Source organism: Flavobacterium ginsenosidimutans, assembly GCF_003254625.1.
In the GTDB taxonomy this organism is placed as follows: domain Bacteria; phylum Bacteroidota; class Bacteroidia; order Flavobacteriales; family Flavobacteriaceae; genus Flavobacterium; species Flavobacterium ginsenosidimutans.
Genome location: NZ_QJRJ01000079.1, coordinates 174,678 through 193,893, shown reverse-complemented (window position 1 = coordinate 193,893; position 19,216 = coordinate 174,678). Strand labels below are relative to the sequence as shown.

13 protein-coding genes are annotated in these 19,216 nt (G+C 34.3%); all 13 read left to right on the top strand.

Annotated elements, in window-relative coordinates:
* Positions 1-4 precede the first annotated feature (4 nt).
* The 13 genes from DM444_RS15490 (at position 5) to DM444_RS15430 (ending at position 19,053) form a co-directional block, all read left to right on the top strand.
* Complete coding sequence (locus DM444_RS15490) at positions 5-1,009, top strand: homocysteine S-methyltransferase family protein (RefSeq protein WP_111288237.1); 1,005 nt, start codon at positions 5-7, stop codon at positions 1,007-1,009.
* A 66-nt stretch (positions 1,010-1,075) separates the two neighbouring features.
* Complete coding sequence (locus tag DM444_RS15485; protein ID WP_111288235.1) at positions 1,076-1,495, top strand: hypothetical protein; 420 nt, start codon at positions 1,076-1,078, stop codon at positions 1,493-1,495.
* 246 nt (positions 1,496-1,741) lie between these two features.
* Positions 1,742-4,417, top strand: a complete 2,676-nt coding sequence (gene metH, locus DM444_RS15480; protein ID WP_111288233.1) for a methionine synthase — start codon at positions 1,742-1,744, stop codon at positions 4,415-4,417.
* 82 nt (positions 4,418-4,499) lie between these two features.
* A complete protein-coding gene (locus tag DM444_RS15475; protein WP_111288231.1) occupies positions 4,500-4,856 on the top strand; it encodes a four helix bundle protein in 357 nt (118 codons plus the stop codon).
* Between the two features lie 69 nt (positions 4,857-4,925).
* Positions 4,926-5,882, top strand: coding sequence for a methylenetetrahydrofolate reductase [NAD(P)H] (gene metF / locus DM444_RS15470; RefSeq protein WP_111288229.1), 957 nt, complete (start codon positions 4,926-4,928; stop codon positions 5,880-5,882).
* A 227-nt stretch (positions 5,883-6,109) separates the two neighbouring features.
* Entirely contained in the window at positions 6,110-7,162 is a 1,053-nt protein-coding gene (locus DM444_RS15465; RefSeq protein ID WP_111288227.1) for a serine hydrolase domain-containing protein, read from the top strand.
* 82 nt (positions 7,163-7,244) lie between these two features.
* The gene (locus DM444_RS15460; RefSeq protein ID WP_111288225.1) at positions 7,245-7,898 is read left to right on the top strand and encodes a class I SAM-dependent methyltransferase; all 654 of its coding nucleotides are present in this window, start codon (positions 7,245-7,247) and stop codon (positions 7,896-7,898) included.
* 78 nt (positions 7,899-7,976) lie between these two features.
* Positions 7,977-9,200, top strand: a complete 1,224-nt coding sequence (locus DM444_RS15455; protein WP_111288224.1) for a dicarboxylate/amino acid:cation symporter — start codon at positions 7,977-7,979, stop codon at positions 9,198-9,200.
* A 133-nt stretch (positions 9,201-9,333) separates the two neighbouring features.
* A complete protein-coding gene (locus tag DM444_RS15450) occupies positions 9,334-12,402 on the top strand; it encodes a T9SS type B sorting domain-containing protein (protein ID WP_162614983.1) in 3,069 nt (1,022 codons plus the stop codon).
* Between the two features lie 75 nt (positions 12,403-12,477).
* Positions 12,478-13,881, top strand: a complete 1,404-nt coding sequence (locus DM444_RS15445; RefSeq protein WP_111288532.1) for a pyridoxal phosphate-dependent decarboxylase family protein — start codon at positions 12,478-12,480, stop codon at positions 13,879-13,881.
* A 297-nt stretch (positions 13,882-14,178) separates the two neighbouring features.
* Positions 14,179-16,542 carry a TonB-dependent receptor gene (locus DM444_RS15440; RefSeq protein ID WP_111288220.1) on the top strand — a complete coding sequence of 788 codons (2,364 nt, stop codon included), beginning with the start codon at positions 14,179-14,181 and terminating at the stop codon, positions 16,540-16,542.
* Between the two features lie 24 nt (positions 16,543-16,566).
* Complete coding sequence (locus DM444_RS15435; RefSeq protein ID WP_111288218.1) at positions 16,567-17,796, top strand: DUF4374 domain-containing protein; 1,230 nt, start codon at positions 16,567-16,569, stop codon at positions 17,794-17,796.
* A gap of 99 nt (positions 17,797-17,895) precedes the next feature.
* Entirely contained in the window at positions 17,896-19,053 is a 1,158-nt protein-coding gene (locus DM444_RS15430; protein ID WP_111288216.1) for a PepSY-associated TM helix domain-containing protein, read from the top strand.
* Positions 19,054-19,216: the final 163 nt, after the last annotated feature.

The window sequence follows — 19,216 nt, the reverse complement described above, 5'->3', positions numbered from 1 at the left end:
AAATATGGCAATTACAATTCAGGAAGCAATAAAAAAAAATATCCTAATCCTTGACGGAGCAATGGGAACAATGTTGCAACGCTATAATTTCTCAGAAGAAGATTTCAGAGGAGAGCGTTTCAAAGATTTTCCGCACCCGTTAAAAGGAAACAACGATTTACTATCCCTAACACAACCACAAGCGATCCGCGATGTTCATGCCGCTTATTACGAAGCTGGTGCTGACATTGTAGAAACAAATACCTTCTCAGGAACGACAATCGGTATGGCCGATTATCACATGGAAGATTTGGTTTACGAGTTAAACTACGAATCGGCAAAAATTGCAAGACAAGTAGCCGATGAGTTTACCGCTAAAAATCCAGAAAAACCACGTTTTGTAGCGGGTTCAATTGGACCGACAAACCGTACAGCAAGTATGTCACCAGATGTAAACGATCCGGGTTACAGAGCTGTAACGTTCGACGATTTACGAATCGCATACAAACAACAAGCAGAAGCCTTAATGGATGGTGGTTGCGACTTACTTTTGGTAGAAACAATCTTTGATACATTAAATGCAAAAGCTGCACTTTTTGCAATCGAAGAAGTAAAAGAAGAACGCAATCTTGATATTCCAATCATGGTTTCGGGAACAATTACAGATGCTTCAGGAAGAACGCTTTCAGGACAAACAGTTGAAGCATTTTTGATTTCAGTTTCGCATATTCCGTTATTAAGTGTAGGATTCAATTGCGCTCTTGGAGCCGATTTGTTGAAACCGTATTTGAAAACATTAGCACACAATACAAGTTTCAATGTTTCAGCACATCCAAACGCAGGATTGCCAAATGCTTTCGGACAATACGATGAAACGCCAGAACAAACTCAGGTTTTTATTAAAGAATATTTAGACGATAATTTGATTAATATTATTGGCGGTTGTTGTGGTACAACTCCAGATCATATTAGATTAATGGCTGAAGTTGCGAAGGATTATAAGCCTAGAGTGGCGCCTGTTATTGAATAATTTTCACGAAGTTTAAAAATGAAGAAAATTTTGTTCTTGGAAAGCAAAAAATAATTGTAAAGCGAAATGAATAATTGGAAGACTATTTTTTTATTTATGATAGCTGGCTTACTAATATATGAAGTATATAAGAATGTTCAGCAAGATGATTATAGAAAATCTTTCAAAGGTGAAACAATTGCATTAGTAACTATAAATGAAGGTTCAAGAGAAGACAAAGTTTTAAGATATTATTTTTATACAGATCGAAAAATTTTAGGAAAAATTGGAAATAGATCACGTCATAGTAATTTATATAAAGAGATAAATAAGTTTTATAAAGTAAAATACGATTTGAATAAACCTGAAGAGAATGAAATTTTCTTAGAAGAGGAAGTAAAACCTGATTCTTTATCACTCGTTAAAGCGGGTTTTACTAAAACTAAATATTATGAATATGATAATGGTGTGACGGGTAAATATTTAGAAAAATCAAAATGGAAATGAACAGGAAACACAAAACGTCTTGTGAAACCGAGTTTGCGTGAGGGATAGAAGTGGAAAGCCCACAGACCAATGAAGTGAAACGGAATTGGTCGAGGACTTGTAACGGATAGCCCGGCCGAAGGACACGCCCAAATTAAAATATTGAAAACGAATATACCTACAAGGTTTTAAAAACCTCGCAGGAAAGAAAATAGAATAAAAAAACTTAGAACCTTAGAATCTTAGGGACTTAGTAACTTAAAGAAAATGACAGAAAAAAGAAGAGACCTTGTATTATCAGGATTAGAACCGTTGATTATTACGCCCGAAAGTGTTTTCGTGAATGTTGGTGAGCGTACGAATGTAACAGGTTCAAGAAAATTCCTAAGATTAATCAAGGAAGAGAAATATGACGAGGCGCTTGATATTGCAAGACAACAAGTAGAAGGCGGAGCACAGATCATCGATATTAATATGGATGAAGGAATGCTTGACGGTGTTACTGCGATGACTAAATTTTTGAATTTAATTGCTGCAGAACCAGATATTTCGAGAGTGCCGATTATGATCGACAGTTCGAAATGGGAAATCATCGAAGCCGGTCTTAAAGTAGTACAAGGAAAAAGCGTTGTAAACTCGATTTCGTTAAAAGAAGGAGAAGAAGCTTTTATTCATCACGCTAGATTAATCAAACGTTACGGTGCGGCGGCAATTATCATGGCTTTTGACGAAGTAGGTCAGGCTGATAATTACGATCGTCGCGTTGAAATCTGTCAGCGTTCGTATGATATATTGGTGAACAAAGTTGGTTTCCCTCCGCAGGATATCATTTTCGATTTGAATATTTTCCCAGTTGCAACGGGAATGGAAGAGCATAGATTGAACGCTTTGGACTTCTTTAGAGGAACAAAATGGGTTCGCGAAAACCTTCCGCATGCGCATATCAGCGGTGGAGTGAGTAATGTTTCGTTCTCTTTTAGAGGAAACGATACGGTTCGTGAAGCGATGCACTCGGTGTTTTTATACCACGCGATTAAAAACGGAATGACGATGGGAATCGTAAATCCGGAAATGTTGACGATTTATGATGATATTCCGAAAGATTTATTAGAACACGTTGAAGACGTAATTTTAGATAGACGCGACGATGCGACAGAACGACTTTTAGATTTTGCAGAAAATGTAAAAGGTGAAGCAAAGAGTGATGAAAAAGTAGTTCAGGAATGGCGTTTTGGAACGGTTCAAGAACGTATTACGCATTCATTGGTAAAAGGAATTGATGCTTTTATTGAAGAAGATGTAGAAGAAGCACGTTTGGCAGCGACAAAACCAATCGAAGTTATCGAAATCAATTTGATGACAGGAATGAATGTGGTTGGAGATTTATTTGGAAGCGGAAAAATGTTCTTGCCTCAGGTTGTAAAATCGGCTCGTGTAATGAAAAAAGCCGTGGCTTATTTATTGCCATTTATCGAAGCGAGCAAACAAGCGGGAGACAAACAAGGAAACGGAAAAATCTTGATGGCAACTGTAAAAGGCGACGTTCACGATATTGGTAAAAACATCGTTTCGGTGGTTTTGGCTTGTAACAATTACGAGATTGTAGATCTTGGTGTTATGGTGCCTCCGGAAAAAATTATTTCGGCTGCGATTGAACATAATGTAGACATTATCGGTTTAAGCGGATTGATTACGCCTTCGCTTGACGAAATGGTGTATTTGGCCAAAGAATTAGACAAACAAGGAATTAAAATACCAATTATGATTGGTGGGGCAACTACTTCGCGAGCGCATACGGCTGTGAAAATTGCGCCTCAATACAGAGAAACTGTAATTCACGTAAACGATGCTTCGAGAGCCGTTACTGTTGCAGGAAACCTGTTAGATCATAATAGAAAAATATATGCGGCAGATATTCGTGCAGAATATGATTCTTTTAGAGAAACATTTTTAAATCGTTCAAGAGATAAGAATTTCTTAACTATTGAAGATGCACGCAAAAATAAATTACCATTGGTTTGGTCTGAATACACGCCAACTAAGCCAAAAGTAATTGGAGCACAAACCATCGAAATAGAATTGGATGTTTTGGTTCCGTATATCGACTGGACGCCATTTTTTCAAACTTGGGAATTGTACGGTAAATATCCAGCAATTTTAACGGATGAGGTTGTGGGTAAAGAAGCAACTTCGGTTTTTGCAGACGCTCAGGCAATGCTGAAAGTTATTCTAGAAGAGAAAAAATTAAAAGCAAAAGGTATTTACGGAATTTTCCCTGCGAATCAGGTTGATGATGACGATATCGAATTACGTGATGAAAACGGAAAAGTTTTAGAGAAATTCTTAACGCTTCGTCAGCAGTCACAAAAAACAAAAGGTGCTCCAAACATCGCTTTAGCTGATTTTATTCTGCCAAAAGAAAGCGGAATAGAAGATTATATGGGGGCTTTTTGTGTAACCACAGGGTTTGGTGTAGATGAATGGGCTGCAGAATATGAAAAGAATCTAGACGATTACAATTCGATTATGGTAAAAGCGCTTGCGGATCGTTTTGCTGAGGCTTTCGCCGAATATCTTCACGAGAGAGTGCGTAAAGATTTCTGGGGTTATGATTCAGAAGAATCTTTAACCAACGAAGAATTGATTAAAGAAAATTATAAAGGAATTCGTCCGGCTCCAGGTTATCCAGCTTGTCCGGATCACTTGGAGAAACCAACAATCTGGAAGCTTTTAGATGTTGAAAAACAAATAGGGGTGAAATTGACAGAAAGTATGGCGATGTGGCCAGCTTCATCGGTTTCTGGTTATTATTTCGGAAACCCAAAAAGCCGATATTTCGGACTCGGAAAAATAAAAGAAGATCAGGTTGTAGATTACGCTAAACGACGTAATGTCCCAACAGATTACGCCATGAAATGGTTAAACCCTAATATAGCAGATTAATTTGGTTGATGGTTGTTGGTTTTTGGTTGATAGATTTGAACTCAAAGGGCCATCAACCAACAACTATTAACGAACAACTAAAATGGAATACAGTAAATTGGAAGTTTGGATTGAAGCGCGGAAGTTGGTGAATTTATTGTATAACTCTTCTAAACTGTTTCCGAAGGAAGAATTATTTGGATTGACAAATCAGATGAGAAGAGCGGCAATCTCAATTCCTTCAAATATAGCGGAAGGTTGTGGGCGTCAAACATCAAAAGACACAATACACTTTCTTCATATTTCACGAGGATCATTATATGAATTAGAAACACAATATTATTTAGCATTGGATCAAAAATATATTGATGAGAGTACATTTAATATTGTATTGGCACAAATTCAAACTTGTAAAAAGTTATTAAACGGTTTTATTAACTACTATAAAAAATTAATGTAGTTGAAGTTGTAATTGTTGAGTTCAATAAGAGCCATCAACCATCAACCAAAAACTATCAACTAAAAAATAATGAAAGTAACAGAACATATAGAAAACGCCAAAGGAAAAACATTATTCTCATTTGAAATTATTCCGCCTCAAAAGGGGAAAAGTATTCAGGAGTTGTACGATAATATCGATCCGTTAATGGAGTTTAATCCGCCGTTTATTGATGTGACGACTTCTCGTGAGGAGTACATTTACATTGACCGCGGTAACGGACTTTTGGATAAAAAATTGACTCGTATGCGTCCAGGAACGCTTGGAATTTGCGCTTCTATAAAACACAAATATAATGTTGATACGGTGCCGCATTTGCTTTGCGGTGGTTTTACCAAAGAAGAAACCGAATACATGCTGGTTGATTGTCATTATTTAGGAATCAACAATGTAATGGCGCTTCGTGGCGATGCAATGAAAGACGAACAATCTTTTGTGCCAAAAGCTGGCGGTAACCATTACGCAATTGATTTGGTTCGTCAAATTAAAGACTTAAACTGTGGACAATATCTGCACGAAGTAATCGATGCTGATAACAAAGCTGATTTCTGTATTGGAGTTGCAGGCTATCCAGAAAAACACTTAGAATCTCCTTCTTTACAATCAGATTTGAAAAGATTAAAAGAAAAGGTAGATGCGGGAGCTGATTATGTGGTAACACAAATGTTTTTTGACAACTCAAAATATTTTGCCTTTGTAGAAAAAGCAAGAGAAATGGGAATCACAATCCCAATTATTCCTGGAATTAAACCAATTGCCGTTCAAAGACATTTGCAAGTTTTGCCACAAATCTTCAGAATCGATTTACCAGAAGATTTAATCGACGCAGTAGACAAATGCAAAAACAATGCTGATATCAAACAAGTCGGAATTGAATGGGCGATTCAGCAGTCATTAGAATTAAAAGCCGCAGGAGTTCCGTTTTTGCACTATTATTCAATGGGTAAATCTGAGAATATTCGCCAGATTGCTAGTAAGGTTTTTTAAGGTTTTTGCGAGGAACTTTGTCAAAGTTTAAAACTTTGACAAAGTTGTTGCATTCTAGTTTGTCATTTCGACCAAGGAGAAATCTTCGCTAGAAATTCGACAAATATTTGATTCTCGTTGCGGAGCTTCTTACGAAGATTTCTCCTTCAAAATGACAAAAATCCACATATCTGCTATATTAGAATAGTTAAAGCTGTAATTTTCCTATATTTATCAAAATTCACAAAATGAATACGATTATTAATAAAACTAAAATTACAATCTTTGCAATTGCATTTATAACCTGTGGCCATTTTTACGGTCAGAGTGGTAATATTGAAACAAACCTCGATACGTTATTTCAAAAAGCGCTAAAAGCAAAAACTTTTAATGGAAATGTTTTAGTTGCTAAAGATGGAAAAATAATCTACGAAAAAGCTTTTGGACAGGCTAACGCGAGCAGCACCATACCACTAAATAAAGAATACCGTTTTCACATAGGTTCTATCGCAAAAGAGTTTAATGCTGTTGGAATTATGATGCTGAAAGAGCAGGGAAAATTGAAACTAGATGACCCGATTTCTAAATTTCTACCCGAGCTTCCATCTTGGGCAAATACAATTAAAATTATCCACCTGCTTCAATATACAAGCGGACTTCCTCAAATAAAATGGAGCGAAGTCAATCAGGATTCAGATAATATGCTAAATCTGCAAAATACCTTGGTTTTGGATTTTGAACCAGGGACGAAGTATGATTATAATAATAATAACGTGTTTTTGCAAAGACGTATTATTGAAAAAATTACCAATATGAATTTTAATTCATTTGTAATAAAGAAAATATTAAAGCCTATCGGGATAAAAAATGCTGTTGTAGATCCTGATGAAAAAGAGATGCTTTTTGCAAAATCGTTTAATAATAAAGGTAAAGAGGATATTCTTAAATACAACATTTCTGGCTGGACAGCTTTAAACCTGCAGGATTTTTACAAATGGTCTGAAGCCATCAATACATTTAAAATTATTACTCCAGAATCGACACGTGAACTTTTTGAGCCTTTTTCTAAAGATAACCAAACTGGTCTTGGAGGCGGAAATATTGAAAACAATAAAGTAATAAATCACGTCCACGATGGGGCAGCCTTTAATTATCAAGCTTTATTAATCAGTAATTTTTCCTCGACAATCATTTTAATGACTAATAACAAACAAAATAACTTAGAAAAAATCAGTAATTCTATAGAATCCATTCTTGGCAGCAAACCATATAATGCAATTGAGCAATCAGTGAGAAACTAAATTTTTATTTGCAGAAATGAGAAGAAAATTCTAGCTTTTTGAAATTTGGTATTTTTTTAATTGGAATTTAAACATATCCATTATGAAACGAGAAGAACTACAAGCCATAGCCTCTCAATTAAAACATCCATCGGGAGAAAAAGGAATTGAAATGGGGAATATGATGAACGAAACGAACATCAATATGACCAAGCATTCGATTCAGAATCTAAATATAGCAAACGAAAATAGAATTCTGGAACTAGGCCACGGAAACGCTGGTCATGTTGAATTTTTGTTTGAACAAGCGGAAAAACTAAAATACTACGGACTGGAAATGTCGGAACTGATGTTTCAGGAAGCACGCCAGATCAACAGAAATTTTGTTTCTCAAAAACAGGCTTTCTTTTCGCTTTATGATGGAAATACAATTCCGTTTGAAGATGGATTATTCGATAAAATATTTACCGTAAATACGATTTATTTTTGGCAGAGACCTGAAGAATTACTTCTGGAAATTTATAGGGTTTTAAAACCAAATGGGAATTTCTGTTTGACATTTGCCGAAGAAGATTTCATGAAAACATTGCCATTTACTCCATTTGAATTTGAACTTTACAGTACTGAAAAAGCTCAGAAATTAATTGAGAAAACTGCTTTTAAAATTGTTTACAACGAAACGCAGACCGAAAAAGTAAAAAGCAAAACTGGAGAATTGGTCGACAGGGCTTTTACAACAATTGTTCTGGAAAAATAATAAAAGGAAGAGTATTAGTTTTAATACTCTTTTTTTATTTAATTTTAATTCAAGTCTCTAATGCTTTTTTATAAATAAATGGAAATCAAAAAAATTAATTTTCTACAAAGTTATAGCAGTATCCTTTTGCTTCTTGGCGGAATTATAGTCGGAAGTATTTTTGGTTTAATTTTCAAAGAAAAAGTTGAGGTTATAAAGCCATTGGGAGATATTTTCTTGAACTTACTTTTCACAGCAATTATCCCGTTGATCTTCTTTACAATTGGTTCTTCGATTGCAAATTTGGAACAAACAGAAAAATTAGGCAAGTTATTTGGTATAATGCTGATGGTTTTTCTATCAACACTTTTGATTTCTGCAATCGTAATGATTTTTGCAGTTTATCTTTTTCCGATTCATCAGGATATGATTATTTCTAAAGTTCCAGTTGAAAGCATTCAGTCAGGATCTGTCGGCGATCAGATTGCACAATTGGTTACAACAAATGACTTCTTCGAATTATTATCCAGAAAAAGCATGCTGGCATTGATTATATTTTCATTTTTAATTGGTTTTGCCACTTTACAATCTGGAGAAAAAGGAAGCGCTTTTAAAAGTTTTCTAAATTCAGGAAATGAAGTCATGAAGCAATTGCTGAATATCATTATGAAATTTGCACCAATTGGTTTAGGAGCTTATTTCGCATATCAAGTTGGTGTTTTTGGTCCACAATTATTTGGTGTTTACGCAAAACCTTTGGGCGTTTATTATGCAGCTTGTGTTTTCTATTTCTTTACATTTTTCAGTTTATATGCTTTCATTGCTGGCGGAAAACGAGCTTTTAAAGTTTTTTGGAGTAATAACATTACGCCTTCTTTAACCGCAGTTGGAACTTGCAGCAGTATTGCAACAATTCCAGCCAATTTGGATGCAGCACAAAAAATGGGAATTCCAGCCCATGTTCGAAATTTGGTAATTCCGCTTGGTGCGCCTTTGCATAAAGACGGTTCAAGTATGTCATCCATCCTAAAAATTACTTTTCTGTTTGCCATGTTTGGAAAAGACTTCACAGAACCTTCAACTATTCTTTTAGCATTAGGAATTACCATAATTGTTTCTATAGTAGAAGGCGGAATTCCGAATGGTGGTTACATTGGAGAAGTTTTGGCTATTACGGTTTATGGTTTTCCAATGGAACAAGCTTTACCCGTTGCCATGATTTTAGGAACTTTAGTTGACCCGATTGCGACTTTATTAAATGCCAATGGCGATGTGATTGCTTCTATGGTGGTTTCTAGATTCTCTGAAAAAACGAAATGGTAACATTCGTTCAAAAAGAGCTTTAAAATGACTGGTAGATAATAATTTTATATATATCGAGATTTTCTGTTGATTAGTCTAAAACATTAATGTAATGGCTTATTAAACAGTAGTTTTACTGAGTAATTAATTTGTTTTGAAAGGTAAAACTATTTTTGTTGTATTTTTATTTATTGTCTGCTTCCATGTGCACGCTCAGTTGTGCACAGGAAGTTTAGGCGATGCTGTTGTCAAAATTGATTTTGGAACAGGCACTTCTTCGCACGGAACGGCATTAGGAACAGGTATTACAAGTTATACTTGGACAACAGCAGATTTTCCGAATGATGGTTCTTATACAATAGAAAAAACAACCAACACACCAGGAACTTGGTGGACTACTACAGATCATACAGGTGGAGGTTATATGATGGTTGTAAATGCGAGTCTTTCTACAACAGATTACTTTTATAAAAATACGGTAACAGGTCTTTGTCCAGATACTACGTACGAGTTCGCAGCGTGGATTATGAACTTATTGCGATCAAACGATACAAGTCCGCCTAACATTACTTTTACAATAGAATCTACAACTGGAACCATATTAGGGACTTATAATACAGGAGACATTGCACTTAATTCAAGTGCAGTTTGGAAACAATATGGTTTCTATTTTACAACTCCAACTGGAATTTCGACGGTTGTCATTAGAATGCGAAATAATAAAGCTGGTGCTGCTCCTGGAAATGATATTGCTTTAGATGATATTACTTTTCGCGCTTGTGGTCCAACAGTTACTTCGGCAATACAAAATAATACCAATACAAATCTAACGATTTGTCAGGGAGATACGCAAAGTTATACACTTACAGGAACGGTTTCTTCAGGATATTCAAATCCTGCGTACCAGTGGCAGGTTAGCAGTGATAATGGAACAACTTGGAGCGATATTTCTGGTGCAAATGCGCTAACCTATACTTTTGTACCTAATTCTACAGCAGGCACTTATTTATATCGCATGGCGGTAGCACAAAGCAGTAATATTTCATCGGCTACTTGTAGGGTCGTGTCGAATATGATTAGCTTTAAAGTCAATGAAAGTTCTACTGCCCCAACTTTCACGATACTGCAGCCAACATGCGATGTGCCAACTGGAACTATTACTATTACCACAACTGCCAATACAACTTATAGTATTGATGGAACAAATTATCAAGTTTCGGGAATATTTTCTGGACTTGCAGGAGGTGATTATAATGTTACTTCAAAATTAAATACAGGCTGTGCCTCAACTCCTGTAATTGCACATATAAACTCTGTCGCTTCATCTAGCGCTACTCCAACTTTTTCGGTTATTCAACCTGTTATCTGTTCGAATCCTTTGGGAACAATTACAATAACAAGCAGTGATTACGAATATAGTTTTGATAATGGCGTAACTTGGTCAACGAGTAATATAAAGTCAGGATTAGAAGCTGGAGATTATTGGATCAAAACTAGAAATAGTTCTAACTGTGAAACTACAGCGGTTTCAGTTTCTATTTTAGTTCCGCCGGGCTATCCGCCAACTCCGACAGTTTCGGTTGTACAGCCAGATTGTATATCAGCAACAGGAACAATTACAATTTCTGATGCTGCAACAGCTTATAGTTTTGATAACGGAGTAACATGGCAAGTTTCAAATTCAAAAAGTAATTTGGTTCCAGGAAATTATAAAGTCTTTATAAAAAACAATTTAGGTTGTATTTCTTTGGTGCCAAATGAAGTTGAAATAAAAGCGTACGTTAATCAAGAACCTCTGGTTACAGCTGTAAGTCCGCAGCTTTTTTGTGTGCAGCAAAATGCAACATTGAATGATGTGAGTGTGACTGGGCAAAATATTAAATGGTATGATGCTCCAGCAAATGGGAATCTGTTACCGAATTCTACCCTTTTAGAAAGTAAAACATATTACGCCTCACAAACAATTGCTGTTTGCGAAAGCGAAAGAATTCCAGTAGTTATTACTATTCAAAGTACTCCTGCACCAACAGGTGATGTGCAACAAGATTTTTGTACCACTCAAAAGCCTGCAATAGCAAACCTGACAGCAACAGGAACCAATGTGGTTTGGTACGATAATGCATCAAATGGAACGATTTTATCATCTACAACAAGTTTAATAAATGGGGCAACTTATTATGCTTCTCAGACTATTAATGGCTGTGAAAGTGTAAGCCGTCTGGCAGTTTCGGTTTCCATAGTTGCCCCTTCTTTATTATTTAATAATGTTTCGGCGAATGTTTGTGACGAATTAAATGATGGATCAGAAATCATTGATCTCACCAATTATAATAGTCGAATTGCAGGATGTAGTTCTTGTACGTTCACTTATTATACGACATTAACTGCAGCAGAAGATCAAATTGCAGCAAATCAAATTACTGATGCTACAAATTATAATTTATCAGCGGGCACAACTTTAATTTATGTTCGAATTGATTCTAATGATAAGTGTTATCAAATTGCCGAATTGAATCTAACTTTAGTAAATGTTCCTGTGATTTCAATTTCAGACATTGTTTCGTTATGCCAAAATAAAGACGTTGAGGTTAATGCAGGTTCTGGTTTTGATAGCTATTTATGGTCAACTGGAGCTTCTACAGAATCAATTACAATTACAGAAGCTGGAGCTTATTCGGTTACAGTTACACAAAATCATGGAGATGTTATTTGCTCCTCTACAAAAGATTTTCAGGTTAAACTTTCCAATAGTGCTACTATTCAGAACCTTGCTGTGAAAGATTGGACAGATACGGATAATGTTATTGAAGTCGAATTAACAGATGCAAGTCTAGGTGATTATGAATATTCGATTGACGGAAATACTTATCAAGACAGTAATGTTTTTTCAGGATTAGCGACTGGTGATTATATTGTATATGTGCGAGATAAAAATGGCTGCGGAACTGTAAATCAGGAAGTTTTTCTGTTGAATTATCCAAAGTTCTTTACTCCAAATGAAGACGGTTACAATGATACTTGGGGAATAAAATTCTCAGAAACAGAACCTGAAATCAATACTAAAATATTTGATAGATATGGCAAATTCATAAAGGAATTGAACGCTTATACCAATTGGGACGGAAAATTGAACGGAAGAGAATTACCAGCAACCGATTATTGGTTTGTGGTAAAGAGAGCTAACGGAAAAATTTACAAAGGACACTTCACTTTAAAACGCTAAAAAGTTTTATTTAGCGATAAATGGAAAAACAATTATTCCTTAATTTAGATGAAAAATTTATCTAATTATAGAAAAATGAATTCGATACTACAGCACGATCTAAACGATTTTGAAAATATCCTGCATACCACAAAACAACACGGAATTAATTTTTTAAATAATCTCGAAAATATTCCAACTACAAATAATTATTCCATTGATCCTAAAAAGGAATTAAACAAACTTGGATTAGGTTCGCTAGGAGCTTTAGAAGAATTTAAAAAAAGATTAGAGCCTTTATTGGTTTCTTCGCCAGGACCGCGTTATTGGGGATTTGTAACTGGTGGTTCGACACCGGCATCTATCGCGGGTGATTGGCTAGCTTCTGTTTACGATCAAAACACACAGGCTACGACTTCTCAAGGCGGAAATTCGGCTTTAATAGAATTTGAAACCATTCATTTATTATTGCAATTGTTAGGATTGCCCGATACCTTTTTAGGTGGTTTTGTTACTGGCGCAACAATGTCAAATTTTACTTGTTTAGGTGTTGCAAGACAATGGTTTGGAAAACAGCTTGGAAAAGATTTTGCTAAAAACGGAATTTCAGAAACCATTAATATATTAACAGCAACTCCTCATTCTTCTTCAATAAAAGCATTATCAATGTTAGGAATTGGGAGTCAGAATTACACCACTGTCAAAACAATAGAAGGCAATCGAGAGGCTATAGATATTGCTGATTTAGAAGAAAATATTAAGAAATTAAAAGGAAAACCATTTATTCTAATTTCGAGTGCAGGAACGGTAAATACTGCAGATTTTGATGATTTTGAAGCTATTACAAAATTGAAAGAAAAATATAATTTCTGGTGGCATATTGATGCTGCTTTTGGAGGTTTTGCAGCGGTTTCAGATAAATACAAACATTTGGTAGAAGGATGGGAAGAAGCCGACAGTATCACAATTGATTGTCATAAATGGCTTAATGTTCCTTATGAAAGTGCTTTTTATTTAATTAAAAAAGAACATATTAATCTTCAGATTGAAACATTCCAGAATTCTAATGCACCTTATTTAGGAAATCCGCTAGAGAATTTTAATTATTTAAATGTGCTTCCAGAAAATTCGCGTCGTTTGAGAGCTTTGCCAGTTTGGTTTTCTCTGACAGCTTATGGTAAAGAAGGTTTTTGTGACATTGTTGAAAAAAGTACATCGCTGGCACTTCATTTTGGGAATGCACTTATTGAAGATGAAAACTTCGAACTTTTGGCTCCAATTCGTTTAAATAATGTTTGTTTTACGTTAAAAGGAGATGAAAATCAAAACAAAGTTGCTCAATTTTTGACTAAACTTAATGATAGAGGAAAGGTATTTATGACGCCAACTTTTTATGAAAACAGAAAAGGAATTAGAGCTTCTTTTGTGAATTGGAGAACAACAGAAAATGATGTTAAAATTGTAATCCAAGAAATGATAGAAGTAGTCTCAGAGTTCTAATAGAGCGGTTTACATATTTATAAACGAAGTCCTGCTTTCAACCGAAACGGGACTTTTTTTTGATTTTTTTGTAAGTTTTTTAATAAAATGTTTTTCCTTATTTAGAATCTTTAAATGTAATTTTTAAGTAAAATTTAATCTAATCTTAATTTAATCTTAAGAAATCTTTCTTTTTTTGAAGATATCAAATTTTTATCGTTAATAATAATACTTATTTAGAATAATTAAAAACAACTTGCGTAAAGATGTTTTAGAATTTATTTTTGGGGCAATTAAAATCCAAACTTATTTTTTAAAATGCAAATTAAAAGAATTGTAATCTTGATGTTGATTCTCCTTTCTTCAATTCAAGGTTTTTCGCAAAAAAGTAGGGTAGTTTTAAACGGAGTAATTTTCGCAGATAACGGCCAGCCAACAGAAGGTGTTTCTGTAGCATTCAAAGGAACAAACTACGCAGCATTGACTAATGCAAACGGTGAATATGAAATTACAGCCGAGCCCGGCAATTATACTTTAGTGGTAAATTTCGTAGGCTACAAATCGAAACAAACAAAAATCAATTTACAATCTAACCAAACAGCACCAAGTATTACGATTGAGGAAGATATGGCAGCTTTGGACGAAGTTCAGGTTGTTGGAAAATCTAAAGTAGAACGCGTTCGTGAACAGCCTTTTAATATTGCTGCAATTGATTTAAAGAAAACGTATAATCAATCTACAGATTTAAATCAGGTTTTAGCAACAACAACAGGAGTTCGTGTTAGAGAAACAGGAGGAATGGGATCTGATTTTAAATTCTCTTTAAATGGATTTTCTGGAAATCAAGTGAAGTTCTTTATGGACGGAATTCCAATTGACAGCTACGGATCTTCATTTACACTGAATAATATTCCTGTAAACATGGCAGAGCGTATCGAAGTTTACAAAGGTGTTGTGCCTGTTGAGTTAGGAAGCGATGCTTTGGGCGGAGCCGTAAATATTATTACAAATCAGTCTGTCAAAAGATATATTGATGCATCTTACAGCTTTGGTTCATTTAATACACACAGAGTTGCTGTAAATACAAGATTTACAAGTAAAAATGGTTTTGTGTCTAATATTAATGCTTTTGGTAATTATACCGATAATAGCTATAAAGTTAGTGCTACTACCTCTAATCCAGATGGAACTTTTAATCCTGAACGCGAATACAAACATTTTCATGATGGTTACAAATCTGGTGCTATTATAGCTGAGTTTGGTGTAAAAGGGAAAAAATATGCAGATTACTTATTAATAGGTATGATGGCTTCTGCAAATAAAAAAGAGATACAAACTGGGTCTACAATGCAGAGAGTAGTTGGAGAAGCTTTTAATGATAGCAAAGCTTTTGTTCCTTCTTTGAAATTTAAAAAAGACAGTTTATTCACTAAAAATCTATCTGTAAACTTTATCGCATCTTATAATATTGTTCAAAGCCGTTCTGTAGATACATCTTCTTACAGATACCAATGGGATGGAAGCCGTACTCCAAGTGTGGTAAGTAACAGTGGAGGAGAGCTAAATGACGAGAAAACAATTTATGTATATGATGACAATTCTTTTCAAGCAAATACCAATTTTAAGTACGATTTGAATGAAAGACAATATTTTGCTTTCAATTATTCAGTTAATACTTTAAAAAGAAAAGAAGATGATGAAGTTAGAACTATTACTAAGCCTGGTTCTCCTATTATTAATAAAAACATTTTAGGACTCTCGTATAATCTTGCAGCGTTTGACAGAAAATTATCTGTTATAGCATTCGGAAAGAAATACTTTTTGAATACGGAAATGAACGTTTTAGAATATATTAATGGTAGCAATGTATATATATCCTTAAAAAGCTCTTTTGATGATATTGGTTATGGAACAGCCTTAGCTTATTTTGTTACAAGTGATATACAGTTAAAAACTTCTTTTGAACATGCATATCGTTTGCCTACTGGAGACGAGATGTTGGGTGATGGTTTAAATCTAAAACCAGCACCAACTTTGAAACCTGAATCAAGTGATAACTTTAATGCTGGTGTTGCTTATAAAAAAGGTTTCGAAAATCATTCTTTTGGTGTTCAAGGAAATTTCATTTACAGAGATGCAAAAGATTTTATTAGAATTGATGCAACCGGTGTTCAAGCTATTTATCAAAATGAATACAATGTAAGAGTTACAGGTTTTGACGCTTCTTTGCATTACGGATATAAAAATTGGCTAACAGTTGAAGTAAACGCAACACATCAAAAAACAATTGACACTAATAAATTTGATCCTCCAGGATCTAATGTTCCTAACTACGATAACGGTTCTCAATTAGCAAATGTTCCTATTTTTTATGCAAATGCAAGTGTTGCTTTTAATTTCAGAAAAATAAGAACGACCGACGACAATCTGATGATTAACCTATTTACAAACTATGTAGATGAGTATTATTTAGTATCAACAAGAAACGGAGCTCCAAGCAGTAGAAATGTGATTCCAGAACAGTTGACACAAAATATTGGTGCGTCTTATGCTTTTCAAAATGGGAAATATAATATTGGATTAGAGTGTAATAACGTTGCAGATACTAAAGTCTACGATTATTTTAAAGTACAAAAACCAGGAAGATCATTTATAGTTAAACTGAGATATTTTTTAAACTAATTATATAATTTTAAATTGAATACAATGATAACAAGAATTAAAAGCCTTTTAGCTTTAACAGTATTATCAGCTATGTTTTTTTCATGCAGCAGCGATAATGATAATTCAGAGGTAAGAAATCCAGCCGATGAAACTTATGTACTTTCATACCAAACAACTGATTGGGATGTTTATGTTTGGCAATTCGAATCTGTAGATGAATTGATGACAGGAACCATCAATATGGTTGGAAAAGGAATTGAGCAAGCAGGTGCTCTTGTACCTGTAGCTAATACATTTTTTGCTTTGACAGGAAACACAGAAGGATCTGTTGGATATTACCTAAATACTGATGGTAATTTAGCAAAAACTGCTAATTTGTTTACAGGAGATAGCTATGCTTATGGTACTACAGATGATAATAAATTGGTTATGATCAATTCTCCTTGGGATGCAAGTTCTACTCAAAACGAAATTTTGATCTACGATCCAGCGACAGTTACTATTTCTAAACGTGTTTATGATGATTTTGTAATCTCTAATGGGCACTTTTTATGGCCAACTAGCGTGAATGTGTCTGGAAACAGACTTTTTATATCTACATTTGAACGCGACAAAGATTGGAAACTTTACCAAGAAAAAGCAGTTGTAAAAGTTTACGAATATCCTTCATTAACTTACATCAAAACTCTTGAAGATTCTCGTACAACAGCTATTGGACAATATTATACTAATTCAGGTATGGTTCAAACAGAATCTGGAGATATTTACACTTTCTCTTCAAATTCAGTTTTATGTGGTTACACACCAACTGCTTCTCACTCAGGAATTCTTAAAATTAAAAAAGGAGAATCAGAATTTGATGCTAACTACTTCTTAGATATTGAAACAAGTTCTCTTAAAGGAAAAGTTCTATCTGCTTACCCAGCAGGAGGAGAAAAAGTTTTAGTAAACTATATTCCTGTAGATATCGATGCTGATCAACCAAACTGGGGATTCTTAAACTATAAATCATTCAGCCTAAAATCTGCTATTATCGATCTTAGTACAAAAGCAATTACGCCAGTTACAGGATTACCTGATCACGCTGGAGATAACTACTTCGGTTTTGGAAGTGCTTTAGTTGAAAGCGGTAAAATTTACAAAAGCTTCGTAACGAATACTGAAGGACGTGTTTACCAAATTGATATTGCAACTGGTGTAGCAACAGCAGGAGCTTTAATTACAGGTGGAGTTGATTTGCCAGCAATGACAAGATTGACAAAGAAACAATAAGAAGTTAAAATTTAATTTTTACATAATTAAGACCATATAATCATTGCTGTAAAAGCTCTGATTATATGGTTTTATTGCGTCATTAAACTAGGAATAATAATGAATGTTATCAAAAAACAATCATCAAAAACAAAAGAAAAATCACGGTTCAGTAAAATAAATGCTTGGCTTCATTTATGGCTCGGACTCGCGTCTGGAATTGTGGTTTTTATAATGGGAATTACGGGCTGTATTTTAGTTTTTGAACATGAAATAAAAGAACTGACTTCGCCTTGGTTAAAGGTTGAAGCCCAAAGTCAAGACAAAGTTTTACCACCTTCAAAAATTTACGCCTCAGTTAAAAATGCGCTGCCAAATAAAGAAATTCATGGTATATGGTATAATGGTTTAGATAAAACAATAAAAGTCGATATCGAATCGGATTCTTTGATTTATGTAAATCCTTATAACGGAAAAATAACCGGAATGGTTGATCATGAAGATTTTTTCCATGAAATTGATGAAGGTCACCGTTATTTATGGCTCGGCAAAGAACTAGGAACAACTATAACTTCTTGGGCAACTTTGATTTTCTTTTTTCTATTAATCAGCGGAATCATTCTTTGGTTTCCAAAAAAATGGAACAAAACTACCATTAACAGCAGTTTTAAAATTAAATGGAATGCACGTTTCAAAAGATTAAATTATGACGTGCATAATGTTTTAGGATTTTATACGCTTCTTTTAGCGTTTTTAATTGCGTTGACAGGTTTAATTATGAGTTTTCATTGGGTACGCGAAAGCACGTATTGGATAACGGGAGGTTTTACCAATGAAAAGGAAAAGAAAGAAGTTGTTGCAGAAATTAAACCAGATACACTTTCAAAATCTAAATATGATATGTTAACTTCTGCAGATTTTATTTTTGATAAAGTTCGAAAGGAAATTGCAAAAGAAAATAAAGAAGCTGTAATTATTCATTTTCCAGACGAACCAAAAGAGAATTTTTATGCTTGTACCGATATGCATAACGGAAATTGGAGAGATTTGTATTTCGATCAGAAAACATTAGAAATGCTTCCAAATTCAAGAAAATATATAGGAGACGAGAAATTTCACGATTGGATGAGCCGTTCTAATTACAGTCTTCACGTTGGAGCAATTGGCGGATTAACAACTAAAATTATCTATTTTACAGCAAGTTTAATCTGCGCTAGTTTACCAATTACAGGATTTTATATTTGGTGGGGAAGAAAGAAAAAAACGAAGAAAAACTAAACGTTTTAATAATTAAGTTTTTAAAGTCTTTTTAAAGTGTATAAGCTTTAGAAAGACTTTTTTTGTGCTCCCACCACAAATTTCAAATCCACAATCTAAAATCCACAATCTAAAATCTAAAATCCACAATCTAAAATCTAAAATCTACAATCTACAATCTAAA